At 70.4% G+C, this 17980-nt stretch carries 21 protein-coding genes; 5 read left to right on the top strand and 16 right to left on the bottom strand.

All coding sequences use genetic code 11. The features are described from left to right. Entirely contained in the window at positions 1 to 126 is a 126-nt protein-coding gene (locus tag WH85_RS53855) for a hypothetical protein (protein ID WP_281179109.1), read from the bottom strand. Positions 127 to 368: 242 nt separating this feature from the next. On the opposite strand from WH85_RS53855, the gene WH85_RS33375 reads away from it, so the two are divergent. Continuing rightward, complete coding sequence (locus WH85_RS33375; protein WP_045746060.1) at positions 369 to 1277, top strand: hypothetical protein; 909 nt, start codon at positions 369 to 371, stop codon at positions 1275 to 1277. Here WH85_RS33375 and WH85_RS33370 read toward each other — a convergent pair whose 3' ends face one another. Beyond that, entirely contained in the window at positions 1278 to 1640 is a 363-nt protein-coding gene (locus WH85_RS33370) for a PH domain-containing protein (RefSeq protein ID WP_045746059.1), read from the bottom strand. Positions 1641 to 1664: 24 nt separating this feature from the next. After that, a complete protein-coding gene (locus tag WH85_RS33365) occupies positions 1665 to 1976 on the bottom strand; it encodes a hypothetical protein (RefSeq protein ID WP_045746058.1) in 312 nt (103 codons plus the stop codon). A 185-nt stretch (positions 1977 to 2161) separates the two neighbouring features. Between WH85_RS33365 and WH85_RS33360 the strand changes: the two genes are divergently transcribed. Beyond that, complete coding sequence (locus WH85_RS33360; RefSeq protein ID WP_211275523.1) at positions 2162 to 2584, top strand: (deoxy)nucleoside triphosphate pyrophosphohydrolase; 423 nt, start codon at positions 2162 to 2164, stop codon at positions 2582 to 2584. Here the strand turns inward: WH85_RS33360 and WH85_RS33355 are convergent. Further along, positions 2573 to 4111: a long-chain-fatty-acid--CoA ligase gene (locus WH85_RS33355; protein WP_045746057.1), complete on the bottom strand. Its 1539-nt coding sequence runs from the start codon at positions 4109 to 4111 to the stop codon at positions 2573 to 2575. The two genes, WH85_RS33360 and WH85_RS33355, sit on opposite strands and share 12 nt — an antisense overlap. A gap of 115 nt (positions 4112 to 4226) precedes the next feature. On the opposite strand from WH85_RS33355, the gene WH85_RS33350 reads away from it, so the two are divergent. From WH85_RS33350 to WH85_RS33340, 3 genes are read left to right on the top strand one after another with little or no spacing between them, the layout of a single operon-like run. Beyond that, entirely contained in the window at positions 4227 to 4856 is a 630-nt protein-coding gene (locus tag WH85_RS33350; protein ID WP_045746056.1) for a TetR/AcrR family transcriptional regulator, read from the top strand. Next, on the top strand, positions 4853 to 6262 hold the full coding sequence (locus WH85_RS33345) for an aldehyde dehydrogenase family protein (RefSeq protein WP_045746055.1): 1410 nt from the start codon (positions 4853 to 4855) through the stop codon (positions 6260 to 6262). Before WH85_RS33350 ends, WH85_RS33345 begins: the two co-directional genes overlap by 4 nt. After that, positions 6259 to 7347, top strand: a complete 1089-nt coding sequence (locus tag WH85_RS33340) for an alcohol dehydrogenase catalytic domain-containing protein (protein WP_157411367.1) — start codon at positions 6259 to 6261, stop codon at positions 7345 to 7347. Before WH85_RS33345 ends, WH85_RS33340 begins: the two co-directional genes overlap by 4 nt. A 27-nt stretch (positions 7348 to 7374) precedes the next feature. On the opposite strand, the gene WH85_RS33335 is transcribed toward WH85_RS33340, so the two are convergent. From WH85_RS33335 to WH85_RS33280, 12 genes are all read right to left on the bottom strand, one after another. Beyond that, a complete protein-coding gene (locus tag WH85_RS33335; protein WP_211275522.1) occupies positions 7375 to 7569 on the bottom strand; it encodes a helix-turn-helix domain-containing protein in 195 nt (64 codons plus the stop codon). A gap of 78 nt (positions 7570 to 7647) precedes the next feature. Beyond that, on the bottom strand, positions 7648 to 8235 hold the full coding sequence (locus tag WH85_RS33330) for a TetR/AcrR family transcriptional regulator (RefSeq protein ID WP_045746054.1): 588 nt from the start codon (positions 8233 to 8235) through the stop codon (positions 7648 to 7650). Continuing rightward, a complete protein-coding gene (locus WH85_RS33325) occupies positions 8232 to 9437 on the bottom strand; it encodes an acyl-CoA dehydrogenase family protein (protein ID WP_045746053.1) in 1206 nt (401 codons plus the stop codon). Before WH85_RS33325 ends, WH85_RS33330 begins: the two co-directional genes overlap by 4 nt. Continuing rightward, the gene (locus WH85_RS33320; RefSeq protein WP_045746052.1) at positions 9437 to 10417 is read right to left on the bottom strand and encodes a phosphotransferase family protein; all 981 of its coding nucleotides are present in this window, start codon (positions 10415 to 10417) and stop codon (positions 9437 to 9439) included. The genes WH85_RS33325 and WH85_RS33320 overlap by 1 nt, the downstream gene beginning before the upstream one ends. Further along, positions 10414 to 11184, bottom strand: coding sequence for an SDR family oxidoreductase (locus tag WH85_RS33315; protein ID WP_045746051.1), 771 nt, complete (start codon positions 11182 to 11184; stop codon positions 10414 to 10416). The genes WH85_RS33320 and WH85_RS33315 overlap by 4 nt, the downstream gene beginning before the upstream one ends. Beyond that, positions 11181 to 11930 carry an SDR family oxidoreductase gene (locus tag WH85_RS33310; RefSeq protein WP_045746050.1) on the bottom strand — a complete coding sequence of 250 codons (750 nt, stop codon included), beginning with the start codon at positions 11928 to 11930 and terminating at the stop codon, positions 11181 to 11183. The genes WH85_RS33315 and WH85_RS33310 overlap by 4 nt, the downstream gene beginning before the upstream one ends. A 19-nt stretch (positions 11931 to 11949) precedes the next feature. Further along, the gene (locus WH85_RS33305) at positions 11950 to 13206 is read right to left on the bottom strand and encodes an ABC transporter substrate-binding protein (protein WP_045746049.1); all 1257 of its coding nucleotides are present in this window, start codon (positions 13204 to 13206) and stop codon (positions 11950 to 11952) included. Next, positions 13203 to 14228, bottom strand: coding sequence for a branched-chain amino acid ABC transporter permease (locus WH85_RS33300; protein ID WP_083449439.1), 1026 nt, complete (start codon positions 14226 to 14228; stop codon positions 13203 to 13205). Before WH85_RS33300 ends, WH85_RS33305 begins: the two co-directional genes overlap by 4 nt. Continuing rightward, positions 14225 to 15103 (bottom strand): branched-chain amino acid ABC transporter permease, encoded by an 879-nt coding sequence (locus tag WH85_RS33295; protein WP_045746047.1) that lies wholly within the window; start codon positions 15101 to 15103, stop codon positions 14225 to 14227. The genes WH85_RS33300 and WH85_RS33295 overlap by 4 nt, the downstream gene beginning before the upstream one ends. Next, a complete protein-coding gene (locus WH85_RS33290) occupies positions 15103 to 15819 on the bottom strand; it encodes an ABC transporter ATP-binding protein (protein WP_083449438.1) in 717 nt (238 codons plus the stop codon). The genes WH85_RS33295 and WH85_RS33290 overlap by 1 nt, the downstream gene beginning before the upstream one ends. Before the next feature lie 114 nt (positions 15820 to 15933). Beyond that, positions 15934 to 16641 (bottom strand): ABC transporter ATP-binding protein, encoded by a 708-nt coding sequence (locus WH85_RS33285; RefSeq protein ID WP_045746046.1) that lies wholly within the window; start codon positions 16639 to 16641, stop codon positions 15934 to 15936. Between the two features lie 540 nt (positions 16642 to 17181). Then, positions 17182 to 17817, bottom strand: coding sequence for an alpha-ketoglutarate-dependent dioxygenase AlkB (locus tag WH85_RS33280; protein ID WP_045746045.1), 636 nt, complete (start codon positions 17815 to 17817; stop codon positions 17182 to 17184). Between the last annotated feature and the right edge of the window lie 163 nt (positions 17818 to 17980).

Below are 17980 nucleotides of genomic sequence, written 5' to 3'. Positions count from 1 at the left end.
TCAATGCAGGGCGACCGTGGCGAGACCCACCAGGACCGCCGAGACCAGGAACGCGACGGCGAAGGCGGCGTTGGCGACGTGTGCCAGCCGGTACGGTTGTCCCCCCTCACCTCCGGTGTCCGGCATCGCGGTGCTGTATCTGCGGGTCGACGGCCGTTGCAGGTGGGTGAGCACCGGGGTTCGCCTCCAGAGGGAATCGACGTGATCCTCGGTAGCATGCGGCGGGCCGGAAGCGGAGAACAACGGTTACCGATGAGTAACCGTCGCCGGGGTTCAGAACTGGCATAACCGATCGGGCGACCCTTCCGGAGGATATTCACCCTTTGTGAGGATTTATCGGTAAACCAGGTTTCGTCATCATTGGTCTGATGCCGGACACCCCGTCGAAGTCCCACACCCTGTTCAGGGGAACCTTGAACATCGCGGTCGTGCTCCTCGGCCTGGCATCCGGGATCGCGCAGCTCGCCGAGGTGCCGACCCGGATCGCCCAATGGGCCCTGACCGCCGTCTTCCTCGCCTGCCTGCTCTACTTCGTGGTCCGCCTCTGGCAACTCGCCTTCGTCGTCCGGATCCGGCAGCTCGACGCCGACCTGATCGACGCCGCCAAGGCGCTCAGCCTGCAGCGGGCCGGCCACCAGCACTACCTCGAGGCCATCCAGCGGATCAGCGACCGGGAGAAACCGCTCTTCTCGGAGACCCTCGAGGTGCTCGTCACCGTCGGCGACGACGACGAGAGCGACCGCATCGTCGAGAAACGTGTCACCACGCCGGATCCGCTGGTCACCCACCGGACCATGCGCCCGATCGTGCCCACCGACACCGACCGGCTGATCCGCCTGGACGACATCGACTTCAAGGCGCTGCGCCCGGTCGACGGCAGCATCACCGCGCTGCCGCTGGAACAGAGCCGGCTGCTGCGGGTCTGGCTGATCTTCGACCCGGCGGTGACCACCCCCACCGCGTGGCAGGTGGAGTACCGCCCGGTCGGGCTCTGGCGCCCGCTGCGCGAACGCGGCTGGGACCAGCTGGTCTGGGAGGACAGGTTGCCGGCGGCCAGCGGCGCCCCGTCGGCGTTCACCCGCTTCGAGGTGACCTTCAGCTTCCCGGAGAGCGACCAGCCACCGAGCGTGAAGGAGCGTCAGGGGTACGGCCGGATCGCCGAACCGGAACGCGACCACCGGGGGCGCTGGGAGGTGATCTGGCGGGACGAGAAGCCCGCCGGCCGCAGGTACGTCTGGGATCTCACGCAGGCGGTCGGCGGGCCCAGCCGGCGGTGATCAGGCGGCGCGGCTCAGGATCACGTTGTGCACGTGGTGCGCCTTGTCGGAGCCGCGGAACTCCACCTCGTACGTGTTCGTGCCGACGGCGATCGCGATGGTGCCGGAGGAGAAGAACTGCCCGGCCCAGCTCTTGTTGCTGACCACGCTCACGCTGCTGACCCGGGAGTACGGGATGCTGGTGATCGCGAAACGCTTACCGACGTAGGACTGGTCCTGGACGATGATCCGCCGGTCGGTGAGGCCGATGAATCCGGTGCCCGTGCCGATCGCGTCGTACACCGCGATGATCGTCTCGCCCTCGAGCAGGCCGTCCTGGATCTGCTCGAACTGGCCCTTGCTGTCGTACACCGCGTCAGTCATGCGGCGAACCTTAGTCGTCGTGATCTACGTCCGTTCGACGACCGTACGGTAGAAGTCCTCGATCCGGGCAGCGAGGGTGACCTCACCGTCAGTGATCGACGCGCCGTCCTGGGGACCCAGGCAGATCTGAGTGTGACCATCGATGCGCCGGATGTTCGGGCGGATGTGCAGGGTGTCCGCCGCGACCTTGATCCGTTCGGTCAGCGCGGCGTGCTGGCTGTCGTCGCAGGCGAGGTCCCGGCGCAGCTGCACGCCGTCCCTGGTCCAGCCACCCAGCAGGTCGATGGCGTCGGTCAGATAGTCGGTGGCCTTGTCCCGGCGTTTCCGCGCCCGCATGGTCGCACCCCCCTTAGCGTTCGTTGCCGGCTTGTGGCCGAACTGTCGCCGTGTCGTCATGGTCGGTGCCCCACAGTTTCGCCGCTCCGGACATCCGTGTCCACGCCCACATATCCGTGTTTGCGTGACGATCGGGGCCGCAACGGGCAACCTGAACGGTGAACTTCTGTGGGATCTTTGAATCCATGCCGCCGGAACAGTACGTCAAGCCCGCGTCATCACCCAGGGTGATCGTCGCGGCAGTGATCATTACCGCAGGCCGGGTGCTGGCCTGCGAGCGCAGCTCCCCGCCCGAGGCGGCCGGGCGCTGGGAGTTCCCGGGTGGCAAGGTCGAGGCGGGGGAGACCGAACAGCAGGCGCTGGCCCGCGAATGCGTCGAGGAACTGGGCGTCCGGGTCACCGTCGGCGACCGGGTCGGCCCGGACGTGCCGCTGGCCCACGGCCGGGCCCTGCTCCGGGTCTACGCCGCCGAACTGCTCGGCGGCGACATCCCGAAGGCGCTGGAGCACCGCTCCATGCGCTGGCTGACCGTGGACCAGCTGGACAGCGTCCCGTGGCTGCCCGCCGACAAGCCGATCGTCGCCGAGCTGCCCGAGCTACTGACCTGAGTACTGCTGGCGCAGCTCCCGCTTGAGCACCTTCATGCTGGGGCCCATCGGCAGCGCCTCGGTGAACCTGACCTGACGGGGATACTTGTGCCGGCCCAGGTGCTCCTTCGACCAGTCGATCAGCTCCTGCTCCGACAGGCCCTTGTCCTGCAGGATCACCACGGCGCAGACCTCCTCGCCGTGCACCTCGTCCGGCACCCCGATCACCGCCACCTGCTGGACGGCCGGGTGCCGGGCGAGCACCTCCTCCACCTCGCGCGGGTAGACGTTGAAACCACCCCGGATGATCAGGTCCTTGGTGCGGTCGACGATCCGGACGAACCCGCGCTCGTCCTTGGTGCCCAGGTCGCCGGAGCGGAACCACCCGTCGACGATCGCCTCCTTCGTCGCCTCCGGCCGGTTCAGGTAGCCGGCGAACACGTTGTGCCCGCGGATCACGATCTCGCCCAGCTCACCCGTCGGCAGGAGTTCGATGCGCTCCGGGATCTCCGGGCGGGCGATCTCCACCTCGACACCCCAGATCGGGTGGCCGACCGTGCCGGGCTCGGTCCCGAACGCGGGCTGGTTGGTGGTGGCCACCGGGGAGGTCTCGGACAGGCCGTACCCCTCCCAGATGTGCGCGCCGAACGCCGCCGCGAACTTCTCCAGCACCGCGACCGGCAGCGACGCGCCGCCCGAGGCGCACAGCCGCAGCGACGGCAGACGTTCCGCCTTCGCCGCCGCCTCCAGCAACCCGATGTACATCGTCGGCACGCCGTGGAAGATCGTCACGTTCTCTCGCAGCATCAGGTCGATCGCCGCCTCGCCGGAGAACCGGGCCAGCAGCACCAGCGTGCCGCCCAGCCGGAACGTGGCGTTCATGCCGACCGTCTGGCCGAACGTGTGGAACAGCGGCAGGCAGCCGAGGACCACGTCGTCGGGGCGCAGATCGTGGATGTCGAACACGTTCACCGCCGTGTTCAGCACCAGGTTGAGGTGCGTGAGCAGGGCGCCCTTCGGTTTGCCGGTGGTGCCGCTGGTGTAGAGGACCACCGCGACGTCCTCGGCTTCCCGCGTCACATGGGCGGGCAGCGCGGGGACCCGCGCGGACACCTCCTCCAGGCGTTGCGGTGGGTTCGGCAACTCCGGTGGCAGCGGGCCGACGTTGACCAGCCGGACACCGGTGGCGGCCGCGGCCGCGGCGGCGACCGGCAGCAGAGCGGAGTGCGTGACCAGCAGATCGGCCTCGCAGTCGGCCAGGATGTAGCCGACCTCCTCGGGAGTCAGCAGCAGCGAGACCGGCACGATCCGGGCGCCGACCGCCAGGGCGGCGTAGTAGACCCGCGGGAAGTCCGCCACATTGGGGATCATCACGGCGATCGTGCTGCCCGGCCCCGCACCCAGCTCCCGGAGCCCGGCGGCATAGGCGAGGGTCTGACCCCAGAGCTCGTCGTAAGTGATCCGTGCACCGCCGTCGATGACCGCGACCTTGGCGGGGTAGCGGCGTGCCGACTCGGCGAGAACGGTGGCCAGGGACAACGTCGTCATGTGTCCTCCGATCTTCGTAAGCTCGCGAAGTGATGTACGTCGCAGCTGGGCATAAACTAGCGGCGTAAGTTTTAACGCGTCCAGAGTTGACAACGTCTTTTTCTCAGGAGTTTCGATGGCTCGTCCACGGCAGGCGCTGCTGACCAGGCAGCGCATCGTCGAGGCGGCCTCCGCGATGATCGACGCCGAGGGGCTGGCAGCGCTGTCCATGCGCCGCCTCGCCACCGAACTCGGTGTGCAGGGCCCGTCGCTCTACAACCACTTCGCCACCAAGGCCGAGATCGTCGACGCGGTCGCCGAATCGGTCGTCGCCCAGGTCGACGTCGACGTGTTCACCGGCGCCGACTGGCGCGACGGCCTGCGACTGTGGGCGAAGTCGTACCACGCGGTCCTCACCGCCCACCCGAACATCGTCCCGGTGCTGGCCACCGGCCCCGGCCGGCGACCGGCCGGACTGGCGATGGCCGAGGCGGTCTACGGCGCGCTGATCGACGCCGGCTGGTCCCGGGCCCGGGCCACGCACATCGGCGCGCTGATGCGATACCTGATCACCGGGTCCGCGCTCGGGTCCTTCGCGCTCGGCTTCGCCGCCGACCCGGAGCTCTACGCGCGCTACCCGCACCTGCACCGCGCCCACGAACTCGCCGCACACCACGACGAGGTCGACGAGGGCGCGTTCGCACTAGGGCTGGATCTGCTGATCACCAGCCTCTCCGACCGCTACGACCAGGGGGTACGCCGATGACGTCGGTCTTCCGCGACGAGCTGTACATCGGGGGCGCATGGGTGCCGCCGGACTCCGCCGACCGGATCCCGGTGGAGAACCCGTTCACCGAGCAGAACTTCGGGCACGTGCCGGCCGGCACCGCCGAGGACGTCGACCTCGCGGTCGCGGCCGCGCGCCACGCCTTCGGCACCTGGTCGATGACATCACCCGCCGAACGCGGCGCGACCCTCGGCCGCATGCACCAGGCGCTCGCCGCCCGGGCCGCCGACATCGCCCGCACCGTGGGCCAGGAACTCGGCTCCCCCCTCAAGGTCGCCAAGGCGGTCCAGGCGGGCCTGCCCCTCACGGTCCTTCAGGGGTACGCGGAAATCGCGGCCCGTCCACCCCGCGAGGAGACCATCGGCAACTCGGTGGTGGTCCGCGAACCGGTCGGCGTGGTCGGTGCGATCACCCCCTGGAACTATCCGCTGCACCAGGTCGTCGCCAAGGTCGGCGCCGCCCTCGCCGCCGGGAACACCGTGGTCCTCAAACCCAGCGAGCTGACGCCCCTGGTGGCGTACTTCCTGGTCGAGGCGGCACACGAGGCGGGCCTGCCGGCCGGCGTGCTCAACCTGGTCACCGGCACCGGACCCGTCGTCGGGGCGGCCATCGCCGGCCACCCGGAGATCGACATGGTGTCGTTCACCGGTTCGACGGCCACCGGCCGGGCGATCACGCACGCCGCCGCCGACCGGATCGCGAAGGTCTCGCTGGAACTCGGCGGCAAGTCGGCCAACGTGATCCTCGAAGACGCCGACCTGGTCCGGGCGGTCAAGACCGGCGTGGCCAACGCGTACCTCAACTCCGGTCAGACCTGCACCGCCCTGACCCGGATGCTGGTCCACCGCAGCCGCTACGACGAGGCGGTCGAACTGGCCGCCAAATCCTCCACCGCCTATCTGATGGGTGACCCGTTCGACCAGACCACCCGGCTCGGGCCGCTGGTCTCCGCCGCCCAGCGCGACCGGGTCAACCACTTCATCGACCACGCCACCGCCCGGCTGGTCACCGGCGGACCGGACGCCCCGGTCCCGCCCACCGGGTACTTCGTGGCGCCGACCATCTTCGCCGACGTCGACCCGGACAGCGACCTGGCCCAGGAGGAGATCTTCGGACCGGTCCTGTCGATCATGGCGTTCGACAGCGACGACGAGGCCGTGGCGATCGCCAACAACTCCAAGTACGGCCTGGCCGGGGCGGTCTGGGGCGCCGACGAACGGGCCCTGTCGGTGGCCCGCCGCCTGCGCACCGGCGCCGTCGACGTCAACGGCGGCGCGTTCAACCCGTTCGCCCCGTTCGGCGGCTACAAGCAGTCCGGCATCGGCCGCGAACTCGGCGTCCACGGCCTGGAGGAGTTCCAGCAGGTGAAGGCGATCCAGCGATGACCCACTACGTGCCCGGCCTGGTGGTACGCGCCGACGGCGTCCCGGCCGCCGTCGAGGAGCTGCGCCTGCCCGAGATCGGCCCCGGCCAGGTGCGGGTCCGGATCCGCGCGGCCGGCGTCTGCCATTCCGACCTGTCCATGGTCAACGGCACGCTGCGGCCCCCGCACCCGCTCGTCCTGGGCCACGAGGCGGCCGGCGAGGTCGTCGAGACGGGCGAACGCGTCAGCCGGGCGTCGGCCGGCGACCACGTGGTCCTGAACTGGCAGCCGGCCTGCCGGTCCTGCTGGTTCTGCGACCGCGGCGAGGTGTGGCTGTGCAGCACCTCGTCCGGGGTGGCGGCGTTGGAGAACGGGATGACCGTGGACGGGGAACCGGTCCACGTGACCCTCGGGGTGGGGGCGTTCGCCGGGGAGGTGGTCGTTCCGGAGAACGCGGTCATCCCCGTACCCGCGGAGCTTGATTTTGATCTTGCGGCGTTGCTGGGGTGCGCGGTGCTCACCGGCACCGGCGCCGTCCGCAACACCGCCAAGGTCGCCCCCGGGGACTCGGTCGTGGTCATCGGCCTCGGCGGGGTGGGACTGTCCGTGGTCACCGCGGCCCGCGCCGCCGGAGCCGCCCAGGTGATCGCGGTGGACCTCGCCGAAACCAAGAAAGGACTGGCCGAGGCGGCCGGCGCCACCGACTTCGTGGTCTCCTCCGACACGCTGTCCAAGGACATCCGGGCCCGCACGTCCGGCCGCGGCGCCGACCACGCCTTCGAAGCGGTCGGCCGGGCCGCCACCATCCGGGCCGCCTGGCGGGCCACCCGCCGCGGCGGCCGGGTCACGGTGGTCGGCATGGGCGCGGCCGACGACATGGTCCAGCTGAGCGCGCTGGACATCTTCAGCTCGGCGCGGACCCTGCAGACCTCGGTGTACGGGCAGGCCGACCCGGACCTGGAGATCCCGGCCCTGGCCCGTGACGTGGTGGCGGGCACGCTGAACCTGAGCCACCTGATCACCGACCGCATCACGCTGGCCGACGTCCCCACCGCCTTCGACCGGATGGCCCGCGGCGAGGGAGCCCGCTCCGTCGTCGTCCTCTAGGGGCGCCTCCCGGGGTGGCCGCGGTCCCTACGCCGCGTCCACCCCGGCTCCGGTCCCGGCCACGGCTCCGGCCCCGCGAAGAATGTACTGATCGTCGCCGAACACCGCGGAGATCTGCAGACGGCCGCCGAGAGCCTCGACGTAACGGGCGATGGCCTCGACCGTGGAGACCTCGCCGCGCTCGATCTGCGAGACCCGGCCCTTGGTGATGCCCATCCGCATCGCCGGGCGAGAGCTGATGACCAGATGTCCACAGGCCGCCCCGTGGAGGGCGGAGCGGCCCCGTGGCTGGTGTCGCCGTCAGTCGGTTCGTGAGGCGAACAGGGCGGTGACCGTGCGGGTCAGGGCGGTGCGCGCGCCCTCCTCGGACAGGTCCATGGCGCCGCGCAGCGTGTCCCACGTCGGCCAGAGGCTGACCGCGGTGAGGGCCTCGACCAGTTCCCGGTCGTCGCCGAGTTCCGGGCCGAAGACGGCCTCGAGTTCGTCGCGGACGCGGGACACGTGCACCTTGCGGTACCGCTGCAGGCCGGTCGAGAACGGCTCCTTCAGGGCGGACGCCCGGGCCGCCGGCCCGATCTCCTCGAGCAGGCGGGCGCGCTGCCGGCAGTACGCGTCGATCCGCTCCGGCAGCGGAAGGCCGGCGTCGATCGGCTGGTGGGAGGCGTCGCGGTGTTCCAGGACACGCTGGCCGCTGGCCGTCATCAGGGATTCCATGTCGGCGAAGTGGCTCCACAGGGCGCGCAGTGAGACGCCGGCGACCTTGGCGATCCGGTCGGCCGTGGGACGCAGGTCGCCCTCGCTGATCAGGCGCAGGTGGGCGTCGACGATCGCGTTGCGGGTGCGTTCGGACCGTGCGGTGCGGCCGTCGATGCGGGGCTGTGGGGTCACGGACGGCTCCGGTGGCGTTTGAGTTCGCGGTGCGCGAGGGAACGCTTGTGCACCTCGTCGGGGCCGTCGGCGAGGCGCAGCATGCGGGCGCTCGCCCACAGGCCGGCCAGTGGGGTGTCCTGGCTGAGGCCGGCGGCGCCGTGCGTCTGGATCGCCTTGTCCAGAATCCACTCCACCGTCGACGGGACGACGATCTTGATGGCCTGGATCTCGGTGTGCGCGCCCCGGTTGCCGACCGTGTCCATCAGCCAGGCGGCCTTGAGGACCAGCAGACGGGCCTGTTCGATGCGGACCCGGGACTCGGCGATCCAGTCCTGGATCACGCCCTGCTCGGCGAGCGGCTTGCCGAACGGGGTGCGGGTCAGCGCGCGCGTACACATGAGTTCGAGACCGCGTTCGGCCATGCCGATCAGCCGCATGCAGTGGTGGATGCGGCCCGGTCCGAGACGGGCCTGGGAGATGGCGAAACCGCCGCCCTCCTCGCCGATCAGGTTGGTGGCCGGTACGCGTACGTCCTCGAAGAGGATCTCGGCATGCCCGCCGTGATCGCCGTCGGTGTATCCGAAGACCTGCATGCCGCGCCGGACGGTGACGCCGGGGGTGTCCCGGGGCACCAGGATCTGGCTCTGCTGCACGTGGCGGGCGGCGTCCGGGTCGGTCTTGCCCATCACGATGAAGATCTTGCAGTTCGGGTTCATCGCGCCGGTGATGTAGAACTTGTGCCCGTTGATGACGTAGTCGTCGCCGTCGCGGACGATGCGGGTGCCGATGTTGGTGGCGTCCGACGAGGCGACCTGCGGTTCGGTCATCGCGAACGCGGACCGGATCTCCCCGGCGAGAAGCGGCGTCAGCCACTGCTCCTGCTGCGCGGGGGTGCCGAACTCGGCGAGCACCTCCATGTTGCCGGTGTCCGGGGCGGCGCAGTTGAGCGCGGGCGGTGCGACGGCGGGGCTGCGGCCGGTGATCTCGGCAAGCGGGGCGTACTGCAGGTTGGTCAGGCCGGCACCGTGCTCACCGGGCAGGAACAGGTTCCACAGTCCGGCCTCCCGGGCCGCCTTCTGCAGCGTGCCGAGGACGGCGGGCGGCCCCCACCCGTCGCCGTCGGCGTGGAACTCGGCCTCGGCCGGGTAGACGACCGAGTCCATGAAGGCGAGCAGCCGCTTGCGGTAATCCTCGGTTTTCGCGTCGAACTCGAAGTCCATCAGTGTCCTTCCAGTGCGCGGTGGCCCTGTTCGATCAGGGCGGGCACCATCGCGCCCACCGTGTCGAAGCCGGGTCCGACCGTCTGGCCCTTGGTGTAGCGGAAGTGCACGCCCTCCAGGATGACGGCGAGCTTGAACGCGGCGAATCCCACGTACCAGTGCAGATCGCCGACGTCACGGCCGCTTCGGGCGGCGTACCGTGCGGCCATCTCGCCCAGTGACGGATGCCCGGGCAGGTCGATCGGGGCGACCGGCTCCCCGTCCCGGACCAGCAGCGGCCGGCCGGCGTAGACCAGCATCAGGGCGAGATCACTGAGCGGATCGCCCAGTGTGGACATCTCCCAGTCGAGCACCGCGGTGACCGTGAGGTCCTCGGCGATCAGCACGTTGTCCAGCCGGAAGTCGCCGTGCACCACGGTCGCGGGCCCACCCTCCGGGATGTCGACGGCCAGCCGGGCGTGCAGTTCCTCGATGCCGGTCAGCTCCCGGCTGCGGGACGCGTCGAGCTGCTGTTTCCAGCGCCGCGCCTGCCGGGCGTTGAACCCCTGCGGCCGGCCGAAATCGCCCAGGCCGATCTTGTCCGGGTCGAGGGCGTGCAGGTCGGCGAGGGTGTCGACGAGCGTGAGCGTGAGACCCCGCAGGTCGATCGCGGCGATGTCCGCAGCGTCCCGCAGGATCCGCCCGTCGACGTGTTCCATCAGGTAGAACGGGGCGCCGAGCACCGTGGTGTCGGTGCAGAGCGCCACCGGCCGGGGCACCGGGAACCCGGCCCGGGACAACGCGTCCAGAACCCTGTGCTCCCGGGACATGTCGTGCGCGGTGGGCAGCACATGCCCGAGTGGCGGCCGGCGCAGCACCCAGCGGTGGGTGCCGTCGGTGACCGCGTAGGTCAGGTTCGACCGGCCACCGGCGAACATCGCGGCGGTCAGCGGCGGACTGTCCAGATAGGCCCGGAGGCGTTCCAGGTCCAGGCCTTTCATGACTTCTCGAAGCTTCGCTGCAGCTTGTTCATGCCGTTCAGCCAACGGCCCGGATCGGCCGCGCGCAACCGGGCGTACCCGGCCACCTCCGGATGCGGCAGGATCAGGAAATCGTCGCCGTGCAGCGCGGCCGCGGTCACCTCGGCCACCGCCTCCGGGGCGAGCGCGCCCTCCTCGAGCAGCGCGGCACTGCCACTGCCCCGGGTGTTGCCGCGGGTCAGCATGTCGGTGCGCACCCCCTGCGGACAGAGCGCCTGCACGATCAGGCCCCGGTGCCCGTACGTGGCCCGCAGCCACTCCGCGTAGGACAGCGCCGCGTGTTTCGTCACCGAGTAGGTGGCGCTCCCCAGCAGGGTCAGCAGGCCGGCCGCGCTCACCGTCATCAGCAGCCGTTTCGGCTCGCCGCCGTCCAGCCAGCGGGGCAGCAGCGCCCGGCTCACGTAGACGTGCGACATCACGTTGACCCCGAAGTCGCGCTGCCACACCTCGTCCGGGGTGGTCTCGTCGCCGGCCGACAGCACCCCGGCGTTCGAGCAGAACAGGTCGATGCCGCCCAGTTCGTCGAACGCGGTGGCGACCAGGCCCTGGACGTCGTCCTCGCGGGCGGCGTCCCCGGGCACGGCGATCCCGCCGATGTCGTCGGCGACCGCGCGTGCCGCCCGGGCGTCGAGGTCGTTGACGACGACCCGGGCGCCGTCGGCGGCGAACCGCCGGGCCAGCGCGGCGCCGATCCCACCACCGGCGCCGGTCACCACCACCCGCTTCACTCGACCGCTCCGGTCAGCGTCAGACCGCCGTCGATCACGATGGTCTGCCCGGTGATCCAGGCGGCGTCCGGCGAGCAGAGGAACGCGACCGTGCCGGCCACGTCGTCGGGGGTGCCGAGACGCTTCAGCGGATAGGTCGCCGCGACCTGCTCCTCCCGGCCCTCGAACAGGGCGCTGGCGAACCGGGTCTTCACCACGGCCGGCGCGACCGCGTTCACCCGGGTCGACGGTGCCAGCTCGACGGCCAGCTCCTCGGTCAGGTGGATCAGGGCCGCCTTGGTGGTGCCGTAGAAGGCGATCCCGGGCGCCGGGCGGACCCCGGAGACCGACGAGACGGTGACGATCGAGCCGTTGCCGGTCTCGCCGAGACCACCGCGCAGCGCCTCCTGCACCCAGCCGAGCGTGCCGATCAGGTTCACCTCGGTCATCTTGCGGGCGGCGTTCAGGTCGAGACCGGCCAGCGGCCCGTACGCCGGATTGATCCCGATGTTGTTGATCAGCGTGGTGACCGGCCCGAACCGTTCCCGCACCGCGTCCACCACGGCGGCCCGGTGCTCGGCGTCGTCGCCCTTGCCGGCCAGTCCGATCGCGGTGTCCGGCCCGCCGAGTTCCTTGACGGCGGCGGCGAGCGCATCGGCGTCCCGGCCGGTCACGGCCACCCGCGCGCCCGCGGCCACGAGGCGTTGCGCGATGGCGAAACCTATCCCCCGGCTGGCGCCCGTCACGATCGCTACCTGGTCGGCCATCGCTCAACTCCTTCTGTCGTCATGCTTGCGGGATGCCGTTCGACGGCGGGGCCACGGCCTGTCCCTGGTACGGCGCGACCGGCGCGTCCCCGTCGTCGGTCTGGTACGCCGACCCGAAGAACACCGCCTTGCCGCCCTCGATCCGGGTGAGCTGGGTGCCCCCGTACCCCGCATGATCTGTCGCCGAGAAACGCAGCGGAACCAGCCCCGGGCCCTGAAAACCGTTCTTCTGCACGGCGGCGACGATCCCGTCGCGGGTCAGGTCCTGGCCCGCGGCCTGCAACGCCTGCACGAACAGGTACGCCACCGCCATGCCGTACACGATGTTGTTGTCGAACTCGGCGTTGCCGTTGTACTCCGTGTTGACCTTCTTGAACAGCTGGATCCACGGGCTCGCCTCGTCGGTGGTCAGCGGCAGGTAGTTCGCCGCCACCACCCCTTCCAGCAGCGGCGCGGCGGCGCCCAGGGCCTTGCCGACGGTCGTCGGGTCGGCGCCCACGTTACTCACCACGAACTGAGGTTTGAAGGCAATCTTCGCGGCCGTTCCGATCGCCAGCGCGGTGAAGCCGGGCACCGTGGCGAGCAGGACCACCTCGCAGCCGGCCGCCTTGAGCGCGCCCATCTGCGGCCCGACGTTCGGGTTGCTGGTCACGTAACTCTCCTCGGCCGCCACCGGCCCGAGGATCTTGGTGATGCCGGCCAGGCTGTCCCGGCCGAAGTCGTCGTCCTGACCGAGGAAGCACACCTTCTTGCCGGCGTGGTTCTCCTTCACATAGGTCCCGAGGACCTTGCCCTCGACGGTGTAGTCCGGGTTGAACCCGAACGTGCCGGGATACTTGTCCGGCTGGTTCCAGCTGCGGCTGCCGCTGGCCACGAACAGGTCCGGCACCCGGTTGGTCTTGAGGAAGTCCAGCACACCGGTGTGCGTCGGGGTGCCCAGCCCGCCGAGGATGGCGAAGACCTTGTCCTGCAGCACCAGCTCCCGTACCACCTGCTGGGTGTTCGCCGGGTTGTAGCCGTCGTCCTTGACCGTGTAGCTGATCTTCCGCCCGTGGATGCCGCCACCGGCGTTGACGAAGTCGAAGTACGCCTTGGTGGCCGGCGCGATCTTGGAGTATCCGGCGGCGGCCGGGCCGGTCAACGGCATGTGCGTGCCGACGACGACCTCGGTGCCGGTGACGCCCGGAGTGGCGGCGCCGCTCGAACCGGTGTCACCGTCGCAAGCGGCGGTCAGAAGGACGGCGGCTGCGAGGAATGCCGTCGCGGTGCGTCTCATGAGGTCCTCCTTCTTCGGAATCTGATGGATGCCAGGCCGCCGGGAGCGGCGAGCATGACGACGACGAGCACCACGCCGAAGATCACCAGCGCGAGGTTGCCCTCCAGCCGCGGCGAGCCGGTCCCCTCGGCGACCGCCTGGGCCAGCGTGGGAAGTGCGACGAGCAGGAACGCGCCGCCCAGCGCCCCGGCGAGACTGCCCAGACCGCCGATCACGATCGCCATCAACAGGAACAGCGACAGCGTGAGCGGGAACGCACCGGGGGAGACACTCTGCGCGAGCACCGCGAACAGGGCGCCGGACAGCCCGGCGCAGGCGGCACTCACCACGAACGCCGCCACCTGGGTCCGCGCCACGTCCACACCGGCCAGCCGGGCCGCGGTCTCGTCGTCCCGGACCGCGCGCAGATCCCGCCCGAACCGCCCGCGGACCAGCACGGCCAGCAGCGACGTCGAGAGCAGCGCGCCCGCCCAGCACAGCCAGGCCTGCCACTGCTCGACCGGGATCGTCCCCGGCGGCGGGTCGAGCGCCACCGACAACCCCTGATCACTGTTGAAGATCTCGTCGAAGGTGCTGGTCACCGACGGCACCACGACCGCCACCGCCAGCGTCAGGCCGGCCAGGTAGGGACCGCGCAACCGGGCCGCGGCCAGCCCGATCACCAGACCGGCCACGGTGGTCACCACGATCGCCGCGACCAGGCTCACCGGCAGGCTCAACCAGCGGTTCTGGGCGAGCGCGAACGTGTAGGCGCCGGTCGCCATCAGCGCGCCGTGCCCGAGCGAGAGCTGGCCGTTGAGTCCGGTGAGGACGGTCAGGCCGCCGGTCACGCAGAAGTAGGCGCCGACCGTAGCCAGCTGATAGTTGCGGAACGGCGGCAGCAGGAAGCTCAACCCGACGATCACCAAGGCGCCGGCCAGGATCATCGCGGGCGGGGCGAGGCGGCGCAGGCTCCGCGGTCTCTCCCCGCGGGGTACGTCCGAAGCGGCGTCCCGTGACTCCCGGACACTCGGTCTCGTCATGCCGTTCTCGCCGTCGTGGTGGAGAAGAGCCCGCCCGGCCGGCCCAGCAGCACGACCACGAGCAGGAGCAGGACCGCCATCGGGGCGACCGTGGCACCCAGATAGCCGCTGACATACGACAACAGCAACCCGACCACCAGCCCACCGGCGACCGCGCCGATCGGACTGTCCAGCCCGCCCACCACCGCCGCCGTGAACGCCGCCACGAACACCCCGTCCATCGCGGTCGGATGCAGCCCCAGCTCGGTCGGGATCACCAGGATCCCGGCCAGCGAACCGGCCGCCGCCGCGAGCGCCCAGCCCAGCGTCAACATCCCGCCGACCGGCACGCCGAGCAGCCGCGACACGTCCGGTGCGAACGCCGCCGCCCGCATCCGCAGGCCCACGTTCGTACGCGTGAAGAGAAGCGTGAGTGCCAGCACCACCGCGCCCACCGCGGCGAACACGAACACGTCGTAGCGCGAGAGCAGCGCCACCCCGCCCACCTCGAACGCGTCCCGGCTGAACGGTGTCGGCACCGGCCGGAACTCGTTGCCGTAGACGATCCCCAGCACGCCCTGGATCACCAGCACCAGCCCGAGCGCCACCACCACGCCGTTCAGCGGCGACGAATGGTCGACGAAACGCATCACCACCCGCTCGACGGTCACCCCGAGCACCAGCCCCGCCACGATCGCCACCACGAACCCGAGCCAGTACGACCCGGTCGCGGCGGTCACCGAATACGCCGCGTAGACGGCGGCGACCGCCATCGCACCCTGCGCGAAATTGACGATCCGGGCAGCCCGCCAGATCAGCACCAGGGCCAGCGCGAACGCGGCGTAGACCGCACCCCGGCTCAACCCGTCGAAGCTCAGATAGACGAATTGGCTCATCAGAACCCCAGATAGGCGTGTCGCAGGTCGTCGTCGGTGCTCAGCGCCGCCGCCCGGTCCCGGGCGACCACCCGGCCCAGCGCCAGCACGACACCAGCGTCGGCGACCGACAGCGCACTGCGGACGTTCTGCTCCACGAGCAGCACGGCCAGGCCGGTCCGTTCCCGTAGGTCCCGCAGCAGCGCCATGATCTGTCCGGTTACCCGCGGCGCCAGCCCCAGCGAAGGCTCGTCGAGCAGCAGCAGCCGGGGCCGCCCGACCAGCGCCCGCCCCAGCGCCAGCATCTGCCGCTCACCGCCGGACAACTGATGACCGGCGTACGCGCGGCGCTGCGCCAGCGGTGGGAACAGGTCGTAGACCTCGTCGAGCGCCCGGCGGGCGTCCGCCCGGTCCCGTCGCCACAGGCCGCCGAGCCGCAGGTTCTCGTCGACGGTCAGCTCGGTGACGACGCCCCGGCCCTCCGGCACGTGCGCGATGCCCCGGTGCACCATCCGTTCCACCCGGACACCGGTCAGATCGGTCCCGTCGAAGGTGATCCGCCCCCGGCCGTGGACCAGGCCGGAGAGTGTCCGCAGCAGAGTGGTCTTGCCGGCACCGTTCGCGCCGAGCACGGCGACGATCTCTCCGGGGTGGACGGTCAGGTCCACGTCGTGCAGGACCGGCGCCGCGCCGTAGCCCGCGGTGAGGCCCTCGACCTCCAGCAGCGCGCTGGTCATCGGCGGTCTCCCGCCGTCGTCGGGGTACGGGTGCTCATCGGCGTCCCTCCTTCAGGGCCGTCGTGCGGGTGTCTTCGCGTGCTTTGCTGGTGGTGTTCTGGTGGTACGTGCCGGTCAGGCCGCGGTGCCCAGATAGGCCTCGGTGACCCGTGGGTCGGCGCTGATCTCGGCCGGGGTGCCGAGCGCGATCGGCTTGCCGAAGTCGAGGACCAGGATCTCGTCACAGACCGACATGACCAGGTCCATGTGGTGCTCGACCAGCAGAACCGTGATGCCGACGTCCTTGATCAGGCCGGCCAGCCAGCGGATCTCGTCGGCGTCCAGCCCACCGGCCGGCTCGTCGAGCATCAGGATCCGTGGCCGGGCCGCCAGCGCCCGGGCCAGCTCGACCCGTTTGCGGACCGCATAGGGCAGTGCCCCCGGACGATCCCCGGCGAAGCGGGTGACACCACACCGTTCCAGAGCGGTCCAGGCCTCGGACTCCGCGTGCCGCCCGCGCACGCCGACCATCACGTTCTCCAGCACGGTCATGCCGTTGAACTGGCCGACGCCCTGCAGCGTGCGGGCGATGCCCAGCCGGTTGAGGTGGTGCGGCCGGGGCCGCCATGGCCGGCCGCCCAGCGTGAGCGAACCCTCGGACGGGGTGACGAAACCGGAGACGATGTTGAAGAGGGTGGTCTTGCCCGCCCCGTTCGGCCCGATGACACCCACGATCCGGCCGGGCGCCACGCGCAGCGACACGTCGTCGAGAGCAGTCAGGCCGCCGAAGCGAACCGAGATGTGGTGCAGCCCGAGCTCGTCGGGCCGGTGATCCGTTGCCACGTGATCCGTTGCCACGTGATCCGTTGCCACGTGATCTGTTGCCACGTCATCTGTTGCCATGGGCACCTCGCCGGACCGGTGGAAGTCCTGGTAGGAAGTGATGGTCAACTATTTACACTTGGAGTGTAACTTTCTCGGCCCACTCGTCAACCACTTGCAACGCCGTCGTTACCTGAAGCGATGATTCCCAGCTCGGAGATGGTGCGAACCGTCGGAAAACCGGTCGCGGCAACCTCTCCGAGATCTGTCCTTCATGGATTGCTGTGATGGTAGGGCGCGCGACCACGCATTGCCCGTCTCACTCGGCTCGCTGCGTCGCCCTGTCCCCGGGCCGGTTCTCGCGCCTGCGCCATGCGACCTCCGGTTCCTCTGGTCGACCGCCGGACCGGCGGGTTCCGTCCGTCTCCCGGCTGGTTCGCTCTCCGGTGGGCTTGCCCGGCCGCTCAGTTTCTCGGCCGGCCTTACTTCTTGGGCGGCCTGCTCCTCGGTTGGCCTACTCTTCGGGTGGCCTGCTCCTCGGGTGGCCTGCTCCTCGGGTGGTCAGGCGACGCCGGCTGGCCGGAACTGCACGCTGACCCGCGGCCCGACCGCTCTGGCCGTTTTCGGCACGGCGTGCTCCCAGGTCCGCTGGCAGGAGCCGCCCATCACGATCAGATCGCCGTGCCCGAGCGAGAACCGCAGCGTCTCGTGCTCGCCGGCCCGTGGTCGCAGCAGCAGGTTGCGCGGTGATCCGAAGGAGACGATCGCGATCATCGTGTCGTGCCGCGCCGACCGTCCGAGCGTGTCCCCGTGCCAGGCGACACTGTCCCGCCCGTCGCGATAGAGGCACATGCCCGCGGTCACGAACTCCTCGCCGAGCTCCTCGGCGTAGTGGGCGTTCAGCGCCGCCTTCGCCTCCGTCAGTGCGGGGTGCGGCAGCATCTCCTGTCCGCCGAACCATCGCAGCAGGCGGGGCACGTCGACCACGCCGTCATACATCTGCCGTCGCTCGGCGCGCCAGTCGATGCCGAGCAGGGTCTCGAAGACCGTGTCCGACCCGGTCAGCCACCCGGGCAGGACGTCGACCCAGGCGCCCGCGGTCAGCTGATGCCGCGTCAGGCGGCCGGTCAGTGCGGTGAGCGCGCCGGGCGGCCCGGACATCAGGTCGAGCATGGAAGGCTGGTAGGCGCCGGTCATGCCCGCCATCTTAGTACTCATGTTCGAGTGATCGGCGCGCTCGTCCCGGCCCGTTTTTCGGGCTTGACCCTGCCCTTGGGGACGGCTTTACGGTCGGTTCATGGCGAAGAGGGAAGCGGTACCGAAGAGGGAAGCGGTACCGAAGAGGGAAGCGGTACCGAAG

Source organism: Actinoplanes rectilineatus, from assembly GCF_000962825.1.
Classification (GTDB): domain Bacteria; phylum Actinomycetota; class Actinomycetes; order Mycobacteriales; family Micromonosporaceae; genus Actinoplanes; species Actinoplanes rectilineatus.
This window is presented reverse-complemented; position numbering and strand designations above follow the sequence as displayed.

What these genes read in the sequence shown, in the direction of transcription:
- WH85_RS53855 (WP_281179109.1), bottom strand. Translation starts at nt 126, where the DNA reads ATGCCGGACACCGGAGGTGAGGGGGGACAACCGTACCGGCTGGCACAC.
- WH85_RS33375 (WP_045746060.1), top strand. Translation starts at nt 369, where the DNA reads ATGCCGGACACCCCGTCGAAGTCCCACACCCTGTTCAGGGGAACCTTG.
- WH85_RS33370 (WP_045746059.1), bottom strand. Translation starts at nt 1,640, where the DNA reads ATGACTGACGCGGTGTACGACAGCAAGGGCCAGTTCGAGCAGATCCAG.
- WH85_RS33365 (WP_045746058.1), bottom strand. Translation starts at nt 1,976, where the DNA reads ATGCGGGCGCGGAAACGCCGGGACAAGGCCACCGACTATCTGACCGAC.
- WH85_RS33360 (WP_211275523.1), top strand. Translation starts at nt 2,162, where the DNA reads ATGCCGCCGGAACAGTACGTCAAGCCCGCGTCATCACCCAGGGTGATC.
- WH85_RS33355 (WP_045746057.1), bottom strand. Translation starts at nt 4,111, where the DNA reads ATGACGACGTTGTCCCTGGCCACCGTTCTCGCCGAGTCGGCACGCCGC.
- WH85_RS33350 (WP_045746056.1), top strand. Translation starts at nt 4,227, where the DNA reads ATGGCTCGTCCACGGCAGGCGCTGCTGACCAGGCAGCGCATCGTCGAG.
- WH85_RS33345 (WP_045746055.1), top strand. Translation starts at nt 4,853, where the DNA reads ATGACGTCGGTCTTCCGCGACGAGCTGTACATCGGGGGCGCATGGGTG.
- WH85_RS33340 (WP_157411367.1), top strand. Translation starts at nt 6,259, where the DNA reads ATGACCCACTACGTGCCCGGCCTGGTGGTACGCGCCGACGGCGTCCCG.
- WH85_RS33335 (WP_211275522.1), bottom strand. Translation starts at nt 7,569, where the DNA reads ATGCGGATGGGCATCACCAAGGGCCGGGTCTCGCAGATCGAGCGCGGC.
- WH85_RS33325 (WP_045746053.1), bottom strand. Translation starts at nt 9,437, where the DNA reads ATGGACTTCGAGTTCGACGCGAAAACCGAGGATTACCGCAAGCGGCTG.
- WH85_RS33320 (WP_045746052.1), bottom strand. Translation starts at nt 10,417, where the DNA reads ATGAAAGGCCTGGACCTGGAACGCCTCCGGGCCTATCTGGACAGTCCG.
- WH85_RS33310 (WP_045746050.1), bottom strand. Translation starts at nt 11,930, where the DNA reads ATGGCCGACCAGGTAGCGATCGTGACGGGCGCCAGCCGGGGGATAGGT.
- WH85_RS33305 (WP_045746049.1), bottom strand. Translation starts at nt 13,206, where the DNA reads ATGAGACGCACCGCGACGGCATTCCTCGCAGCCGCCGTCCTTCTGACC.
- WH85_RS33300 (WP_083449439.1), bottom strand. Translation starts at nt 14,228, where the DNA reads ATGACGAGACCGAGTGTCCGGGAGTCACGGGACGCCGCTTCGGACGTA.
- WH85_RS33295 (WP_045746047.1), bottom strand. Translation starts at nt 15,103, where the DNA reads ATGAGCCAATTCGTCTATCTGAGCTTCGACGGGTTGAGCCGGGGTGCG.
- WH85_RS33290 (WP_083449438.1), bottom strand. Translation starts at nt 15,819, where the DNA reads ATGACCAGCGCGCTGCTGGAGGTCGAGGGCCTCACCGCGGGCTACGGC.
- WH85_RS33280 (WP_045746045.1), bottom strand. Translation starts at nt 17,817, where the DNA reads ATGACCGGCGCCTACCAGCCTTCCATGCTCGACCTGATGTCCGGGCCG.